14 protein-coding genes are annotated in these 15629 nt (G+C 66.2%); 9 read left to right on the forward strand and 5 right to left on the reverse strand.

The window, feature by feature from the left end; translation table 11 throughout:
* Nucleotides 1-695: 695 nt before the first annotated feature.
* Nucleotides 696-1871 carry a M14 family zinc carboxypeptidase gene (locus tag GGQ69_RS04995; protein WP_183525390.1) on the forward strand — a complete coding sequence of 392 codons (1176 nt, stop codon included), beginning with the start codon at nt 696-698 and terminating at the stop codon, nt 1869-1871.
* A gap of 186 nt (nt 1872-2057) precedes the next feature.
* On the opposite strand, the gene GGQ69_RS05000 is transcribed toward GGQ69_RS04995, so the two are convergent.
* Nucleotides 2058-2414 (reverse strand): DUF1622 domain-containing protein, encoded by a 357-nt coding sequence (locus tag GGQ69_RS05000; RefSeq protein WP_183525393.1) that lies wholly within the window; start codon nt 2412-2414, stop codon nt 2058-2060.
* Between the two features lie 235 nt (nt 2415-2649).
* Here GGQ69_RS05000 and GGQ69_RS05005 point away from each other — a divergent pair, with 235 nt between their 5' ends.
* From GGQ69_RS05005 to GGQ69_RS05020, 4 genes are all read left to right on the forward strand, one after another.
* Nucleotides 2650-3042, forward strand: a complete 393-nt coding sequence (locus GGQ69_RS05005) for a nuclear transport factor 2 family protein (protein ID WP_183525396.1) — start codon at nt 2650-2652, stop codon at nt 3040-3042.
* Between the two features lie 118 nt (nt 3043-3160).
* Complete coding sequence (locus GGQ69_RS05010) at nt 3161-4102, forward strand: DUF1963 domain-containing protein (protein ID WP_183525399.1); 942 nt, start codon at nt 3161-3163, stop codon at nt 4100-4102.
* A 345-nt stretch (nt 4103-4447) separates the two neighbouring features.
* Complete coding sequence (locus GGQ69_RS05015) at nt 4448-5365, forward strand: hypothetical protein (RefSeq protein WP_183525402.1); 918 nt, start codon at nt 4448-4450, stop codon at nt 5363-5365.
* A gap of 140 nt (nt 5366-5505) precedes the next feature.
* Nucleotides 5506-5886 carry a hypothetical protein gene (locus tag GGQ69_RS05020; RefSeq protein WP_183525405.1) on the forward strand — a complete coding sequence of 127 codons (381 nt, stop codon included), beginning with the start codon at nt 5506-5508 and terminating at the stop codon, nt 5884-5886.
* A 187-nt stretch (nt 5887-6073) separates the two neighbouring features.
* Here GGQ69_RS05020 and GGQ69_RS05025 read toward each other — a convergent pair whose 3' ends face one another.
* The 3 genes from GGQ69_RS05025 to GGQ69_RS16810 form a co-directional block, all read right to left on the reverse strand.
* Nucleotides 6074-6403 carry a transcriptional regulator gene (locus GGQ69_RS05025; protein ID WP_183525408.1) on the reverse strand — a complete coding sequence of 110 codons (330 nt, stop codon included), beginning with the start codon at nt 6401-6403 and terminating at the stop codon, nt 6074-6076.
* Nucleotides 6393-6869: a hypothetical protein gene (locus GGQ69_RS05030; RefSeq protein WP_183525410.1), complete on the reverse strand. Its 477-nt coding sequence runs from the start codon at nt 6867-6869 to the stop codon at nt 6393-6395. Before GGQ69_RS05030 ends, GGQ69_RS05025 begins: the two co-directional genes overlap by 11 nt.
* A 542-nt stretch (nt 6870-7411) precedes the next feature.
* Nucleotides 7412-8968: an S-layer homology domain-containing protein gene (locus GGQ69_RS16810; RefSeq protein ID WP_183525412.1), complete on the reverse strand. Its 1557-nt coding sequence runs from the start codon at nt 8966-8968 to the stop codon at nt 7412-7414.
* Between the two features lie 610 nt (nt 8969-9578).
* On the opposite strand from GGQ69_RS16810, the gene GGQ69_RS05040 reads away from it, so the two are divergent.
* Nucleotides 9579-10121: a DUF3592 domain-containing protein gene (locus tag GGQ69_RS05040; RefSeq protein ID WP_183525415.1), complete on the forward strand. Its 543-nt coding sequence runs from the start codon at nt 9579-9581 to the stop codon at nt 10119-10121.
* A 458-nt stretch (nt 10122-10579) separates the two neighbouring features.
* On the opposite strand, the gene GGQ69_RS05045 is transcribed toward GGQ69_RS05040, so the two are convergent.
* Nucleotides 10580-12019 (reverse strand): FAD-binding oxidoreductase, encoded by a 1440-nt coding sequence (locus GGQ69_RS05045; RefSeq protein WP_183525418.1) that lies wholly within the window; start codon nt 12017-12019, stop codon nt 10580-10582.
* Nucleotides 12020-12690: 671 nt separating this feature from the next.
* Here GGQ69_RS05045 and GGQ69_RS05050 point away from each other — a divergent pair.
* The 3 genes from GGQ69_RS05050 (at nt 12691) to GGQ69_RS05060 (ending at nt 15476) form a co-directional block, all read left to right on the forward strand.
* On the forward strand, nt 12691-14460 hold the full coding sequence (locus tag GGQ69_RS05050) for an FAD-dependent oxidoreductase (RefSeq protein WP_183525421.1): 1770 nt from the start codon (nt 12691-12693) through the stop codon (nt 14458-14460).
* 344 nt (nt 14461-14804) lie between these two features.
* The gene (locus GGQ69_RS05055) at nt 14805-15269 is read left to right on the forward strand and encodes a hypothetical protein (protein WP_183528618.1); all 465 of its coding nucleotides are present in this window, start codon (nt 14805-14807) and stop codon (nt 15267-15269) included.
* Nucleotides 15270-15476 (forward strand): helix-turn-helix transcriptional regulator, encoded by a 207-nt coding sequence (locus GGQ69_RS05060; RefSeq protein ID WP_183525424.1) that lies wholly within the window; start codon nt 15270-15272, stop codon nt 15474-15476.
* Nucleotides 15477-15629 lie beyond the last annotated feature (153 nt).

Consider the following 15629-nt stretch of genomic DNA (forward strand, 5'->3'; position numbering starts at 1 on the left):
GCCCGTCTCCCAACTCGAGCTGCCTCGCGTGCCGCCGGACGTGCCGGCGTGGCCCCGCGGAATCGAGGACATGCCGGGATTGGAGGGGGGGATTCCCGGCATGTCCTCGACCGATATCGAATCTAGGCCCGGACCGCGCTCGCAGGCCCCGGGGCCGGTACCCCAGGGCTACCTGACTTGCCCCGATGCGCCGCACGGCGATCACTCGTGCTCGAAGCGGTCACGCGACGTCTCCGGCGAACTCGTCCAGGGCTGCCGCCCGCTCGGGGTGGCCCTCGGCGTGGAGATGGGCGGTGCAGGCTGATCACGGTCAGCGAGAAGACGGCACCGACGGTCGTGATCATGGCCCCCGCGACCGTCGACAACAGCGACGTGCCCGCATTGCTGCTCATGGCCAGCGTGAACGGCGTTCGGCCCTGCTCCGAGGCCGCCCTGTCATCGTGCCGCCCGGACACGGTCACGGGGACCGTGCATGCTGGCCGCTGCCCGCAGATAGATCATCAGGTATGCGGGGGTCGAATGGACCTCACCCGCCGTTCGGGGCGTCCGACGAGCAGTCAGTCCACGGTTCAGGCCGTCACCTTGAGGTGACATGGGACACATCTACACTGCGGGAGGGCCTCGTTCATCGACGATCGTGGCCCTGACCAGTACGTATGTCGCCGTGACACCACGGAAGAATCCTCAGGAGGGTCATGCAGTCCACCCCACGATCCACACGGCGCGGCCGCCTTGCGGCCGTCGTGACCGCGGCGTCTTTGGCGCTCGCGGTGCCGGCCGGCGTCGCACCCGCGATGGCGGACGCGAATTTCCCCTCGCCCACGGGCGAGACCACCATCTCCAGCATCCTGACCCCTGCGGATGTCGAGAAGGAGCTGAAGAAGCTGGAGCAGACCTCACGCTTCGCCGTGGACGTCTTCACCCTCGCCGAGGCCGGGACGTCCGTGAACACCTCCGAACAGGGCCGCGACCTCTACGTCGCCACCGTGGGAACGGGGCCGGAGGACGTCTGGCTCCAAGGACGGATCCACGGCAACGAACCCTATGGCACCGATTCCCTGCTGACCCTCCTCAAGGACCTGGGGACGAACGGGTCATCGGACTACGACCTCCTGCGCGAGAAGTACACCTTCCACATCATCCCGATGTACAACCCGGACGGCGCCGAGGCGAACATCCGCCATACGCTCCTGTGGGATGACGTGACCGGATCCCCCGAGCCCGGTGGGAACGGGCGTGAACAGCGCGTCGACCTCAACCGGGACTGGACCGCGAACGGCTTCGCCGCGAAGGAGTCCCTGGCCTTCTACGAGTACTGGACCATGGTGGACCCGGCCTTCGGGGTGGACATCCATCACCAGGGCCTGAAGAAGGAATGGGGAACAGGCGATGACGTGACCCTGTCTCTCGGCATCTCCCTGGCACCCGGCGGGCCCACCTTGCCCGGGCTTGAAGGAGGGGCCTACGACGTCCTGACCCGGCAGATGCTCGTGCACGTCTACGACCAGCTCTCGAAGTACGGATCCATCAACATGGACCGCTATCAGGTGGGCAACGGGATGGAGATCGACATCAAGGGCGGTGTCGTCTCGGCCATGATGCTCGGTCTGGACTACCAGGGGTTGAACCCCGAAGGGCACACCAACCCGGTCGTGTTCTTCGAGACGAGCGGCAACACCTCCGACGGCAGCCTGGGACAGAAGGCCCGTGGCAAGTCGGTCCGACAGAACGTGCTGGCACTGAAGGAACTCCTGCTCGGGATGGCCACGGGAGAGGTGCAGCACGAGGATCCGGAACGGTGGGAGGAGATCCCGCACCAGCCGGTGACCGGATACCAGACGGACTACGCCGGCAACATTCCGGTCCAGTAGGCAGGGCCCGGGACCAGGGGTCCTCCTGCCGTGCGGCGGGAGGACCCCTGGTCGTGGTAGCATCGCCGCCCGTGCCGGGAATCAGCGCTCGCCGGCACCGGCACGGTCCTGCGTGTCTGTCGCGGGGACCACGGTCAGGCGGGGGAGGGGGAGGAAACGAGCCAACGGCACCGGGGCCGGCCGTGCCTATGTCTCCAGGGGTTTCTTCTGCCAGGGCCACCGGCCGGTGATCTCGAGCTCGAGGGAGAAGCTCAGGAAGGTGCGGATCAGGACGATCAGCGCCAGCACGCCGACCGAGGCGAAGGTGGGCGTGACGGCCACGGTCCGGATGATGTCCGCGGCCACGAGCAGTTCCAGCCCCAGCAGGATGGACCGCCCCAGGCGTCGTCGATACTGGTGATAGACGTCTGTCCGATCCGGCCCCTTGCCGAGCAGCGCCCCGGCGGCGATGAAGCTCGCCACGGCGATGCCCACCACGATCGCCACCACTCCGGCGATGTCCACCGCCTTGCCCACTGCCTCCATGGCGCCCTGGAACTCCACGGACGTCTCCCTTCCCCGCCGTCCCACGCCTGTGCCTGCGCACTCGACGCCGTGCCGGTCCGGTGGCGAGCACCCACCGTGAGCGACGAGATTACACGGGGTCCCGGGTGCAGCGGATAGTCCTGGCGCGCGGTTCACCCAGCGGAGCACCGGGCTCCTGGACCTCGACCGGGGGTGGGGGCCGGGAATACTCTCAAGCCGTCCGGACACGACCGGCGAAGGAGAGGTGTTGGGCATGGGAGCGGTTGAAGACGCCGAACTGGTTCGGCGCGGCTACGAGGCCTTCAGCGCAGGGGATCTTGGGGCCCTCGGCGAATTGTTCGGCGAGGACGCGGTCTGGCACGTCCCCGGACAGGGTGCGCTATCAGGGGCCAAGCGAGGACGAGAGGCCATCCTGGCGTTCTTCCGAGAGCTGGGTGAGCGGTCCCAAGGGTCCCTGCGGGTGACGGTCCGGGACATCATCGGCGGGGAGACCCATACGGTGGGGATCCACCACAGTCATGCGGTCAGGAATGGCAAGACCCTGGATCAGGACACGGTCACCGTGTTCGTCCTGCGGGACGGCAAGGTCATCGAGTGCCGGGAGTTCCTGGAGGACACCGCCGCATCCGACACATTCTGGGCCTGAGCCCGGCCGCGGCCGGAACTCGTCATGGGTACGGCTGCACTCGATCGGGGCCGTCTCAGCGGTCGACGACTTCCTCAGGGCAGCGACCACGCACATTCAGAACCCTAGGAGCTACCGTTTGACTCTCTCACCCGAGTCCTTCCCGCCCATCCACGGGACCTACCCGGCCGCTCTCGACTGGCTCCGGGAGCAGGATGGGACGCAATGGCAGGACCGCCTGCTCTACTCGCCAACCTTCAGCGAGCAGAGCTTCGAACCTGGAGAGGAGGAGCTGCGCGACGTCTGGCCGACTGGAGCTCAGGTCTGCTGGTTCGGTGGGCCGACCGTGGACGTGGGCGCTTGGCCGCACGCGGCAGACGGCACCCCGCTGTCGCACGTGGCGACCATCGACCTGGCTGGTTTGGACGGGGACATCGACCGCGCCGGGAAGGCCACCTGGCCAGCAGGGCAGCTCCAGGAAGGGTTGCCGCGGATGGGCATCCTGCAGGTCTTCCACGATCTGCGGACCTTCGGGTATGACCCCGGTGATCAGGCCCGAGGCGCCTGGGCTGTCATCGTGACGCAAGTTCCCGCGTACCCGACGGGCGGTCAGTCCCATGATCCGACGGGCACACGCCCAGCCCTGATCGAGGCCCCCGGGCCCGGAAACACTCCACACCAGGTGTGCCAGCTGGCCTTGCCGTTCTCCAGTTTCGCCCTGCCCTCGCCCCTCGACCTCTCCCCCCAGAACGCCGGTGACGTCGACCGGCTCGAGGAACTCACCCAGGCCCTGCAACGGGCGTGGATCACCCAGCGAGGCATCGGCGGGGACTACGCGATCCCCACCACCCACGCCTACGGCTACAGCTCCCGGGGCCACCACACCGCCACCCTGGACATCCTGCCCGAGGTCCTGCCGCTTACTGGCGGCGACGAATACCGGCTCATCCTGGAGATCGAGAGCTGGACCGTGCTGGAGGGCTGGTTCGGGGACGCCGGCAGCCTGGAGGTGTGGATGCGCCAGTCCGACCTGGACGCTGGTGCCTTCGAGAAGGCCTGGTGCCTCATCCGCACCGACTGACCACCCTGATGGCGGGTGCCAGCAGCTGACACTGTCGGCGCCTTCTCCACGGCCCTGCGTGAACGGCAGGGCCCCCACCCTGGGATGTCCCCGTCGGGCACTCCGGAGGCGGTTATGATGCCTGCATCACACGCGCAGGCGCCATAAGCGCCGCCTGACTTGCAGGGGAACCACTTGGCCTCATCATGGGGTCGCGCCATCGCGACCATCGCAACCGTCTCATCGCTCGTACTCGGCACGGCGGCGGGGGCTTCGGCCGCTCCGTCTTCGTCGCCCGCAAGCACCGCCGCAGTCGCCACCGGTTTCGTGGCGGCGTCCACCTCCACCCCACGCGTCACTCTCCAGATGATCGCGAGCCCGATCGTGAAGGTCGGGGGCCGCGCCACGGTTCGTCCCTCGGCCGTCGCGGGCGCCGGTGCCTCCGTGACCGCGCAGACGCTCACGGTCAAGCAAGGCACCAAGACGCTCGTCTCCGGCAAGGCCAGCGCCTCGCTCAAGGCCGGCACCTATTCGGTCACCACCCGGGTCACCTACAAGGTCGGGTCCGTCTCGAAGACGGCCAGCAGGACCCAGGCGCTGGTGGTGCGCGAGGCCGTCACCGTCAAGACCATCCCCGCCAAGACCGCACCACGCGGTGGCACGGTCACCGTGGCGCCCAACGTATCCCTCGCCTCGGGAGCCCGACTGGTGTCCAAGACGCTGACCGTCAAGCAAGGATCCAAGACGCTCGTCTCTGCCAAGCCCACTGCTCGCTTGAAGGCTGGGAAATACAGTGCCACCACGACGGTGAAGTACCAGGTCCCCGTCACCACGACGACCACCGTGAAGAGCACCACCAGGAAACTGGTGTCCGACGGTGATAGCGCGGTGGCCATGACGTGCACGGTGGCCAAGGTCTGGCCGGTGGAATCCGATGTCGACCCGTTCCTTGGCCGCGTGGATATCGAGTTCATCGACCTTAAGTGCACCGGCGCTTTCGACGGATCCTATGAGGCCCTCGCAGCCCGCTTCCCCGACACCGCCTCGAACCGGGCCAACGACTTGGCCAACGAGGTGCTGTGGCTGGAGGACACCGTGTCCGAGGGGGCCGTGAAACCGGTCCCGGGGTCGACCGCCAAGGTCACGCTCTACCCGTACGTAGAGTCCGTCAGGGACTACCTGTACACGTCGACGACGACCTCCAAGCAGGTCACCAAGACGTCCTGGTCTCCGGTCCACACCACGAGCAGGGCACAGTCGCTGACCATCACGGCCGGCAGGTAACCACCCGGCACCTCGGCGAGGGGGGGGCCGGTTCCTGGGCACGACCAGGGACGGGTCCTCCCTGTTCCTTCGCCATCGGGCAGCGTCCCACGTCGCGGTCCATGGCACCGAACCACCCCGTGGTGTCGTACGGTGACGAGATGAAGGCACGTCGTCAGCGCATGGCCGGGGATCCCTTCACCTCGCTCGAGCGCGTTCTCCTGGAGCTGCTCTGCGGTGGCGATGATCCGCACCGCGTGCCGGTGCGCGAGCAGCTCCGGTCTGCCCGGTGGGGAGGCTACGAGTTCGAGGACTGCGACTGCTTCCGCCTCTCCGTCGCCGAGCTGCCACCGTCTACTCGCATCCATCATGAGGGCGGCCCGTTCTCCGTCCTCGAGGTCCGGCGCCGGGGGGAGTGTCTGGGACTCGTGGAACTGTGGGTGATCGATGGATATCTCCACTCCGTGAACTACATGTCCCTTGCCGATGATCACGACACACTTCCTGGCCCTGCGGAGTTCGATCTCCAGCTCGTGGACTGAGGGCGCGTGGGAGATGTCTCGAACACGTCGACGCTCTGCTGACGGACCACGCGATGGTCGAGACAACCCGTGCGGCCCGCCTGGTGCCGCCCCCCGTCGCCGCTCGTTGTGCACGGGTCGATCGTGCGTCACCAGCATGGCGGGCTCTCCGCCCCAGGCTGGGGGATCCTCAGGCGGCGGGTCGGCTTCACGGGGGGTCGGCTGATGTGGTGGAGAGCCCGGCTGCGATCCGCCTAAGTTCTTCCATGTGCGCGTCGAAGGCTTGCCTGCCGGTCCGCGTCTGCCTGATCCAGGTGAGGCGCCGCGCATCGGCGCGGTTCGGTGATGGACTCTTGGTCATCGATATGTAATCCGCGTCGAGGAGCACTCTGAGATGCTTGGACAACGTGGCGTCGGTGGTGCCCAGGGTGTCGCGCAGTACTGCGAAGTCGATCTCCTCGAGGTGGCGAAGAACCCCGCAGATGCGAAGACGGAGAGGGGCGTGGATGGTGTCGTCGAAAGCGGCTTCAGCGGCCATGACCCAGGTCCTCTCGGTACAGGCGATCGAACCATCGGCCGCCGAACAGGACCACCACGAAGCACGCTGATGCCGGTGCCAGCACCCACCACGCGCTCAGCGACGCCACCAGGCCATAGGACGTGCTCAGCAACACCAGGGTCACCACGAGCAGGGCCGTCAGCACCGCACCGGCCCGGACGCGTATGCGCCCCACCCGAACTCCGGACAGCCGCTGGTAGGCGATCAGCACGACGATGGTGCCGACGATGAGACCTCCCACCACGGCGTTGCGTGGCTCGCTCGACCGGACGGCTGGTGTGGCCACGTAACCGGCGACGATCAGGGCCACGAGCGGGTAGAGCCACCCGGGCGCCGCGAGCCGCTCTGCCAGGGCCGCTCGATCGGACTCCAGGTCATGCAGGAGCCGTTGCGCCTGGATGCTGGAGGGTCGAGCGGTGGGTTCGGCGGAGGCATTGTTTTCCATATCTGCAAGTGAATCAGTTTCCTCATTGGCAAGTCAATTGCGGGGTGCGGCGTCGTCCTCCCGCCGCGGTGCGACGCAACTCCACGTCCACCGGTTGGCCGGGGAACGACGTCAAGCCTCTGCCGGTCTCCACGTACGCCTGGACGCACTCGATCAGGGCGAACCACACTCCGGAGACCTCATCCCCTCAGCCCGGGCTTAGGAGTTCTCCTCCGCAGTAGGACAGGCGCAGCAGCCCCTCGCTACCGTAGGGGTGTCTCGTCCGTCGCTCGCGCCACACTCGCGCTGCCCGTTGCGGTTCGGCATACATGCTCACCAGACACCGCTCCGGCTGGGAGACGACGTCCTCCACCTCCTCCACCGCGTCCGGGAGCAGGATCAACGCTTCGGACTCCACGGCAGGCCGACGGTCCTCACGCAGCAGCATTCCTTTCATCAGGGGCCCGCACGACCCTTCGGGGCGTTGGGAGGTGCAAACGGCACAAGCCGGCCGGTGCCGGTAGGGCGCCGACCGGCCTGTGCCGTGTCACGATGCTGCCGGGTCAGTCGTTGAAGACCGTCTCGACGAACTTGGCCATCTCCCCGCGGGTGATGTCCCGGCTCGGGCGGAAGGTGCCGTCGGTGTAACCGCGGGTGGCACCGGTGGCGTACAGGTAGCTGATCGCCTCGAAGCGGCTGTACGTGGCCGGGATGTCAGCGAACGGGCTTCTGGACGGTGCGTTCCAGTCCTCGCCGGCGTGGTCGGCCAGGTAGATGAACTGCGCGGCCTCGACACGGGAGACCGGCTGGCTGGGCTTGAAGGTGCCGTCGGCGTAGCCGGCGATGCCCATCGAGCGTAGCCAGGTCGCCGCCGCGTAGTGGGCCGAACGGGGCGTCATGTCCGTGAACGGGCTGGTCTTAGGCGGCAGCCATCGCCGCTCTTGGCGCGCGGTGATGGGATCCAGGTGCTTCTCACCGTAGGCGCGCATCAGGAAGGCCGCCAGTTCCCCGCGGGTGATCTGCCGGTTCACGCCGAAGGCCCCGTTGGACTGGCCGGCAGAGATGCCCTCGCAGCCCAGCCACTGGATGGGCCCGAAGAACGCCCCTCCGGGACGGATGTCCGAGAAGGACACCGGGCACAGGTCCCCGTGGGCCACCGGGACCCAGGGGCGTTCGAAGGAGGCGGTGGCCTCGGCCAGTTCGACGGTCTCCGACAGTCGGTGGTATTCCCCGTCGAGGTTGACGGTGGTCCGGCCCGCGACCGACTCCCCGGGGGTGAGGCCCGAAGTGTCCCGGGCATCCACGGTGAATCGCTCGTTCCCGGCCAGGCCGCCGTCGAGGCGGGCTCGCACCACGCCCTGGGCGCAGGAGACCCGGCCAGTCCGCCAGTCCTCGGTGCCCTCTCCGGCGGAAGATCCCATCCACTCCACGTCGCTGCACTGACCGGGGATGTCCAGGGTGAGCGACACGGACTCGGCCGGGCCCTCGGGGGTGATCGAGTACCACTCGACGGAGCCGTCCCAGAGCAGGTCGGGGCGCAGCTGCGGCTCGGCCGCATCAAGGGTGTCTAGGCCGCCGCGGCCCAGGGTGACCTTGTCGGTGAACCGGTTGCCGAATGCGTCGCTGCCCGTGAAGGACTTCGTCAGGGACCTGTCTTCCCAGTAGTACGGCGGGATCTGAACCGGCAGTTCTACCGTGCCACAACCACCCTTCGAGGTCGCCGGTCCTGAGATCGGATACAAGGAGATCATCGCCTGCGACAGCGGCACCTCGGTCTCCAGCGGGGCGGCCTGCATCTCCACCCGGAACGTGTTCTTCCCGGTGGCGTCCCCGACGGTCATGCCCGTGTAGAACATGAAGCGGTCGTAGGGGCCTTCGTAGTCGGCGATGGGCGTGGCGGTGTCCAGCCAGATGTCCTCGACGCCCCGGCGGGCGGCGGAGCCCGGGACCAGGCAGAAGTCGACGGCCACCGTCAGGTGGTCGTCCTCGGCGGTGAGCCGGTCCTCGACGATGGAGATGTCCTGGACGTAACCGCCGTAGGGGGCGATGGTCCCGGCCCCGGTGGCGGCATTGGCCGGGATCGCCGACAGCGATGCCGCCACCAGCACGGTGCCGAGCACCGCGGCCGTGGCCGCCTTCCTACTGGAAGCGGGCGGTCGGGGTGCGGGCAATGACGTATGTGTCAATGGAGGGTCCTCTCGGAAGGTGCGTGCGACAGCGATGGCGATGACAGGAAGAACTGCCACTCATTTCCGGCAGGGCGAGGACCTCACCCCAGGGGCCGCGAGGAGCAGCAGGCACACTCAAGCTATCCCGTCGTTGCGTCGAAAACCGCTCTTCGCTAGGCCGAACGGTGCTTCGGGACCGAACCGTGATTGAAGCCTGCTCCCCGGGGCGCCACGGCCGTCAGTAGCGCAACCTCCGGTGTGTCCCTGGGGGGGGGGGGGGAGTGGCACGACAGCGCAACCATCCGCGGGGCGTGATTCATGTGCGACCATGTGCGAGAGAATCGTGAGGCTGAACGAGCCATGACTGGAGGGCGGTCTCGACCTCGCGTTGGGCAGACACCCATCCAACCGCTGGGCGGAAAGGATCTGTCTCGTGAACGCACGCCCGAATGACCAGCCTGTCTCACAGTTGCCGATCGAGGACGCTTCCCGACAGGTGTTCGTCCCTCCTCAGGGGTGGACGCGATCCCCCTGCGTCTCGAGGAGCCGTTTCGCCTTTGAGATGAGCAATACGACGAAGTGGTACGTCAATGACGGTCAGGGCAATGGCTACTTCGCCCCGGGCTGGGACAACCAGCGTATAGCCCGCCGAACGGGAATCCTTCGTTGGATTGCGCTGGGCCTGGCGACCCTGATCCTCGGTGTCGGCTGCGTTCACCTCACCCTCGAGTACGGCGAACAGATCCACTACAACCGTCTGAAGAGCGGGGGAATCGAGACCACCGGCGTCGTGGGACGTGTGAGCGTGGAGCATTCAACGCACGTGTCACGGGACTCCGGACGCAGATACATCACGCAGACGACAGCCACCCTGGATTATCCCGTTCATGGCCAGGTCCTGCACGGTGAGATCTCAACCTTCAGCAGCGCCTGGAACTCCTTCGGGTCCACGGCACGGTATCCGGACCCGGCATGGGCCCCGGGAGAACTCCTCACGGTGTACGTCGACCCCGTGAACCCCGGGCGTTTCGTCCTGTTCAATGAGTTCATGGAAGCTGGCGCTGGGCCTTCGACCGCGGCGGACACTCACGAGCCCGCGGCTTAAGTATGGAGACCGTTCCGCCGAAGGTCCTAGAATGCCGACACGCAGCGATGCGGAACATGTGTTCCTCATCCCGGAGGAGGCTCTCGTGGACGTGCGGATCGCAGAAACAGTGATCATGCTGAAAATCGGTGACGGAGTTCTCACCACGTTGTTCCCAGTGGAACATTGCGCGAGATGGGAGTTTGGCCCGTGGGCTCCGATGATGGCGTGGTTCCGAGAGCGTCCAGGACTGACTCGCGCGCTTGGGGTGGCCCAGGTTGTCGGAGCCATAGCAGTTGCCACAACCTTGTCCCGAACACCGGGACCGGCGTGGCGCACATGACTCACCATCGGTTGCCTCAGACCTGATGCTGCTGCTGGTGGTGCTTTCTCTCCTGAGCTCCTCGTCAACAGGTCGGGATGCCCTCCAGTGAACTCCATTGCCCCGTGCCGTGGCATGCTCATGGCCTGTCCCAGAGCTAGGACGGGGTCCCTGCGTTAACGGGAATGACGTTGTGGTTGAGGCGGAAGAGGTTCTCCGGGTCGTAGCGATTCTTCAGGGCCACCAGCCGCTCGTACTTGACGAGTCCATAGGCCCGGCGTGCCGTCTCTGCCGTCTCCTCTGCTCCCGCTAGGGGTTCACCGATGAAGTTGACGTACTGTCCTGCGGCGGCAAAGGGCTGGAGCCGGGCGTGGGCCGTCCGGGCGAACGCGCTGAGCCGCTGGTCCTCGGCCGGGTCGGTCCAGAAGCCGGTGATCTCAACCCAGTACTTCGCCGAGCGATCGGGAAAAGCGGTCGCATCGTCGGGGATCCGGCCGAAGGCTCCGCCCATGGTGTAGATGTTGATCGCGGTCCCGAACCAGGTCATATCCGAGGCCACGTCCACGAGCACCTCACGTGCTGTCTCGTCCAGTCCGGTGATGGGTTGGTTCTTCAGGTAGCTCCGGGAGCCTGGGGGCAACATCTCGTCCATCGCGGACTGCCAGACGGTCCAGGAGGTCGGGGCGGTCTCCTCCGCATCCGGGGCCACGGCCGACCGTAGGCGCTCGATCAACCCCCGGCCGGCGTCGTGGTCTTCGGACGCCCACACACAGCCGAGCACCATCCAGGGTTGCCGGCCCACGCCCAGCTCGGGCGGGAGCACGATGAAGGTGATGCCTGCGTTCATCTCCTCGGGCAGCTCCTGGGCCCACCGGTCGAAGGCACGTAGGGCATCTCGCCAGCGCGCGGGCCTGTAGAAGAGGTTGGCGCACAGGACCTCGGCCGGCAGCGGGTGTGCCCGGAAGGTGAAGGACGACACCACGCCGAAGTTCCCGCCCCCGCCGCGCAGGCCCCAGAACAGCTCCGGGTTCTCCTGCTCACTGGCATGCAGGTGCTCACCGCGGGCGGTGACCAGGTCGGCAGCGACCAGGTTGTCCAGGCTCAGACCGTGGGTCCGGGTCAGCCAGCCGACCCCCCCGCCGAGTGTCAGCCCGGCGACCCCGGTCATGCTGACCTCCCCGAGCGGCACGACCAACCCGTGGGCGGTGGTCGCCCGATCGACGTCCGACAGTCTTGCTCCAGGTGCCACGGTCACCAACCGGCGTTCGACGTCGACCTCCACGCTCCGCAAGGCACCCAGGTCCAGCACCAGGCCGTCCTCGACCGTGCCGTGACCGGCGATGCTGTGCCCGCCACCACGCACGGCCAACGCCAGGCCGGTGTTCCGTGCCACCTCGAGCACTGGGGCGATGTCCTGCACGGCGCCTGCCCGGATGACGGCGCGTGGACGCCGATCGATCATCCCGTTCCATACCGCGCGGGCCTCGTCGTAGAGGGGGTCCTGCGGCTCGATCACCGAGCCGACCAGCCGTTTGCCCAGCTCCTGCAGGGCACGGCGTAGGTCCTCCGTCCCGCTGTTGTCCTGCGCTGTATTCATCGGTCTGCTGCTTCCCTGCGTGAGTCGGGTTTCTGGCGATGAGATCCGTCTGTGGAGATCCGGTCGAGACCACCTCGCGATCCTGTGCGCGATGGCGCTGGGGTTTGCCCGGGGGCCAGTCCGGTGAGGCTGTCCCCAAGGGTGCTGCACTAGGACAGCTGGAAAGCGGTGGATTCAGAATAGGAATCACCGATGAGCCCCGACAATAACCGTCTGACCGCCTGAGCCCGCCACGTCGTGTCCGACGGGCTCGAACGGGATTCTTCTGGGTCACCCTGCCGCCATTCGGGACGCCGGTGCCTTCGGGAAGGCCCTGCACCTCGTCTGGACCGACTGATGATGGCGCCGTCAATAGGTAACGGCCCATGGCGCAACGACCGGGGGCAGAAAAGCACGGGACCACGTATGCGTTGAGTGGGATGGAGCAGTCGCTGTACTGATCTCAGTGCTTGACGAGTGCGGACCACCCTATGGATGAGCGAGGGCAGAAAGTACTTTTATGCCGTGAGGATAAGTGCACATCCAACCCCAGTCTGGCGACGGTCGTGAATGACCGGAACGTGTCGTGATAATTGTGCTAAATCGACGCCGAAAATCACTATCACGTCAATTTACACGTGCGCCCGGATCGGAGTATGAGCGGCTGCTAGCACCGAATGGGAGCGAGATCGATGACAGAACGGACCCTGCAGCCTGAACCGGTGTGCGACTCGAAGACGAATCCATCAATGGTGCGTCAGGTCTTACTCGCGTTCCTCGTCTCAGCGGGAACGGTCTTCGGCCTCACCGGCTGTGCAGTCGAAGCGGATGGCGTCGATGTTCCTCGTGAACCAGCGGCGTCCCTGATCTCCGTAGTCCGCTCCGACTTTGATGTCGTGGTCTTCGGTGGGTCACCGTCCGGTGTTGCCGCCGCGGTCACTGCTGCGGAACGGGGTGAGAAGCACGGGCACCGAGTCGCGTTGATCAGCGAGTATCCAACTGTTGGCGGTGCCATCTCCAACGGTCTTGGCGCAGCCGATATCGGGGGGAAGTCCGCGGTGACGGGCTACGCTGACCGCTTCTTCCAGGGGGTGAGGGATACCTACGATGACGCCGGAGCCTGGAACGTCACTCCGAGCGATGCAGAGGAAATCTTCCGGGGGCACCTCAGCGATGCCGGGGTTGAGGTCTTCACGGACGAGACACTTGAATCCGTAGCGAAAAGTGGCGAGCAGATCGACTGCATCACCACCACCCGTTCCCAGTATTGCGGCCCGGTCTTCGTGGACGCGACGTACACCGGCGAACTGGCCGCCGCTGCCGGCGCTCCCCACCGTCTGGGCTACGGCGACTGGTTCGACTACGACGAGCCACGGGCAGAGCGTGTCTGGAAAGTCCTCTCGAAGCTGGAACCCGAGGACGTGTCAGGTGCCGAGGCTGCGTTCGCGGAGAACCCCTACGTCACGACCGGTGTCCCGCCCTCCGCGTCATGGGTCGACGATGCCAGTGACGGTCGTATCTCAATGACCTATCGCCTGTGCGTGACGAAGGACGAGAACAACAGGGTTCCGTTTGCGAAGACAGGCAACTACGAGCGATACGCCGACGGGTGGCGGCGTTGGCAGGGCGGACTGACATGGGGAGTCCAGCTCGCTGGTCACGGCCGAGTTACTGGGCCCGTCCAAATCGTCCCGACCCAGGATGGGAAGTGGGACTTCAACAACGGACACGGATTCGCCAACGTCCCGGCGCCAGACGGGCTGTTCACGGGCGAACGCGACGCCGTATTCGATCAGCTGGAAGACTATCAGCGCAACTGGATGTGGTTCCTTCAGCATGAGACGCCAGAAGGCGTGCGTGAATCCATGGCCGGTTTCGGTTTGTGCGCGGACGAGTTCACGGACAACGAGAACTGGCCGTACGAGCCATACATCCGTGAGGGGCGGCGCATCGTCGGCGAAGAGACGCTGACCATGCACAACATCGACGACCCGGCGCAGCGCGTTGCCGAAGAGAGCATCGCGATCGGCACGTACCACGTCGACAACAAGCCGAGCGAGTACCGCTACTGGGACGGTGTCATGTACCGCGACTGGGCTTCTTACGCGGCCGTTCCCTGGTATGAAGTGCCTCGCGGCGTGATCCACCCGGTCAACCTCGACAACCTGATGGTGACAGTGAATGTCTCGGCGACTCCCCGTGCTCACGGATCGGTACGTATGGAGCCGCAGTACATGGCCATGGGTGAGGCTGCGGGTGCGATCGCGTTCTCATCGCTGCTCACGGCGGTGCCACCGGTTGATGCTGACTGGCAGTCGGTCGACTATGTGCTGCGTATGAACGGCAACGTACGCAAGCTGTCGCTTGTGTGCGAGGGCATGACGACGGCACGTCACCGCATGGCGGCGGGGCTCGACCCAGTGACGTGTGAACCCAGCGCGCTTAAGGGCAACCGAAGATGACCGCAGACGCCTTCCGTCGAGGACGGCGAACATGGCCACGATGCAGTGGCAGATGCAGCCACAGCACTCCACGCGGGGCTTCGGGCGTGTGAGTGCGTAGAACATGGTGACGGTCATGCGGGGGCCGGGCCACCCGCGCAGATCAGTACCATGGCGGGCGCCGGACGGTGAAGAAGTCGCCGATGAGCACCGGGGTGGCGAGGCCCAGGTCATACTTCAACAGGGACAGGGCCCTCACGCGTCCGGACTCTCCTCGAACTAGTAAAGCAGTCTTTACGTCAAGCACGCTTGTCTGTAAGGTGAGCTTGACACGACAGGGTGCGGACGAGGGAAGGGCAGACGGCATGGACACCAACAGGGCGACACGGAGCGCATGGGGACGAGCACGATTCGGCGGCAGCTCGACGACGTTGTTGGTCGTCTCGCTGACCATCGGCGCGCTCATCTCAGCCGGTCTGGGCGGACTCTTCCTAGTCCTGGGCACCACACAGGATCCCATTCTCGCCTTCTCTGTGGTCTTCGTCGTCACCCTCCCGGTCAGTGCAGCGCTGGGCTGGGCGGTGCTGGTGGATCGCTCGACGCTGGCCGGGGCACTCGACAAGCCCGAGGACTCGATCGAGTCGGCCTGGTATGACAAGGCGGCCAGCGGAGCGTTCGGGGACATCCTCATCGTGGGTGGTCTCAGCGCCGGAGGACTCGGCCTGGCGGGGGTTGAAGCACCCCTGACATGGGCGATATCGGCGCTGGTGCTCTTCGCCATGCTCGACCTCGCCGTGCGCTACGTGTGGCTGAAGAGATCGGCGCAGTAGGTGGAGAACGCGCTTCCGGAGCACCGGCAGGCCCGCGGGTGGTCTCAGCAGCGACTGGCTGACGAGCTCGGCGTCTCCCGCCAGACCATCATCTCGATCGAGAAGGGCCGGTATGACCCGTCCCTGCCGGTAGCGTTCCGGCTCGCGAACGTCTTCCAATGCACGATCGAGGACCTCTTCACTCCGCAGAAGGCGCAAGATTCGTGATGCCACCCTCTCGCATCCCCGGGGATGGGAGAGCCCTGATATCTGTCGCCCACCCGTTCAGGACGGACGGGTTGAATAGTCTGAAGTCGCGGATCCCGGTCGAACCGGGACCCGCGACGGGGGCCGATGGCTATCTGGTCGTTCCTTCACGCA

Source organism: Micrococcus sp. TA1 (assembly GCF_014199555.1).
Taxonomy (GTDB): domain Bacteria; phylum Actinomycetota; class Actinomycetes; order Actinomycetales; family Micrococcaceae; genus Citricoccus.

Bases quoted from the DNA above. Each gene is read 5' to 3' on its own strand.
- GGQ69_RS04995 (WP_183525390.1), top strand. From the start codon at position 696: ATGCAGTCCACCCCACGATCCACACGGCGCGGCCGCCTTGCGGCCGTC.
- GGQ69_RS05005 (WP_183525396.1), top strand. From the start codon at position 2,650: ATGGGAGCGGTTGAAGACGCCGAACTGGTTCGGCGCGGCTACGAGGCC.
- GGQ69_RS05015 (WP_183525402.1), top strand. From the start codon at position 4,448: ATGATCGCGAGCCCGATCGTGAAGGTCGGGGGCCGCGCCACGGTTCGT.
- GGQ69_RS05020 (WP_183525405.1), top strand. From the start codon at position 5,506: ATGAAGGCACGTCGTCAGCGCATGGCCGGGGATCCCTTCACCTCGCTC.
- GGQ69_RS05025 (WP_183525408.1), bottom strand. From the start codon at position 6,403: ATGGCCGCTGAAGCCGCTTTCGACGACACCATCCACGCCCCTCTCCGT.
- GGQ69_RS05030 (WP_183525410.1), bottom strand. From the start codon at position 6,869: ATGGAAAACAATGCCTCCGCCGAACCCACCGCTCGACCCTCCAGCATC.
- GGQ69_RS05040 (WP_183525415.1), top strand. From the start codon at position 9,579: ATGAGCAATACGACGAAGTGGTACGTCAATGACGGTCAGGGCAATGGC.
- GGQ69_RS05045 (WP_183525418.1), bottom strand. From the start codon at position 12,019: ATGAATACAGCGCAGGACAACAGCGGGACGGAGGACCTACGCCGTGCC.
- GGQ69_RS05050 (WP_183525421.1), top strand. From the start codon at position 12,691: ATGACAGAACGGACCCTGCAGCCTGAACCGGTGTGCGACTCGAAGACG.
- GGQ69_RS05055 (WP_183528618.1), top strand. From the start codon at position 14,805: ATGGACACCAACAGGGCGACACGGAGCGCATGGGGACGAGCACGATTC.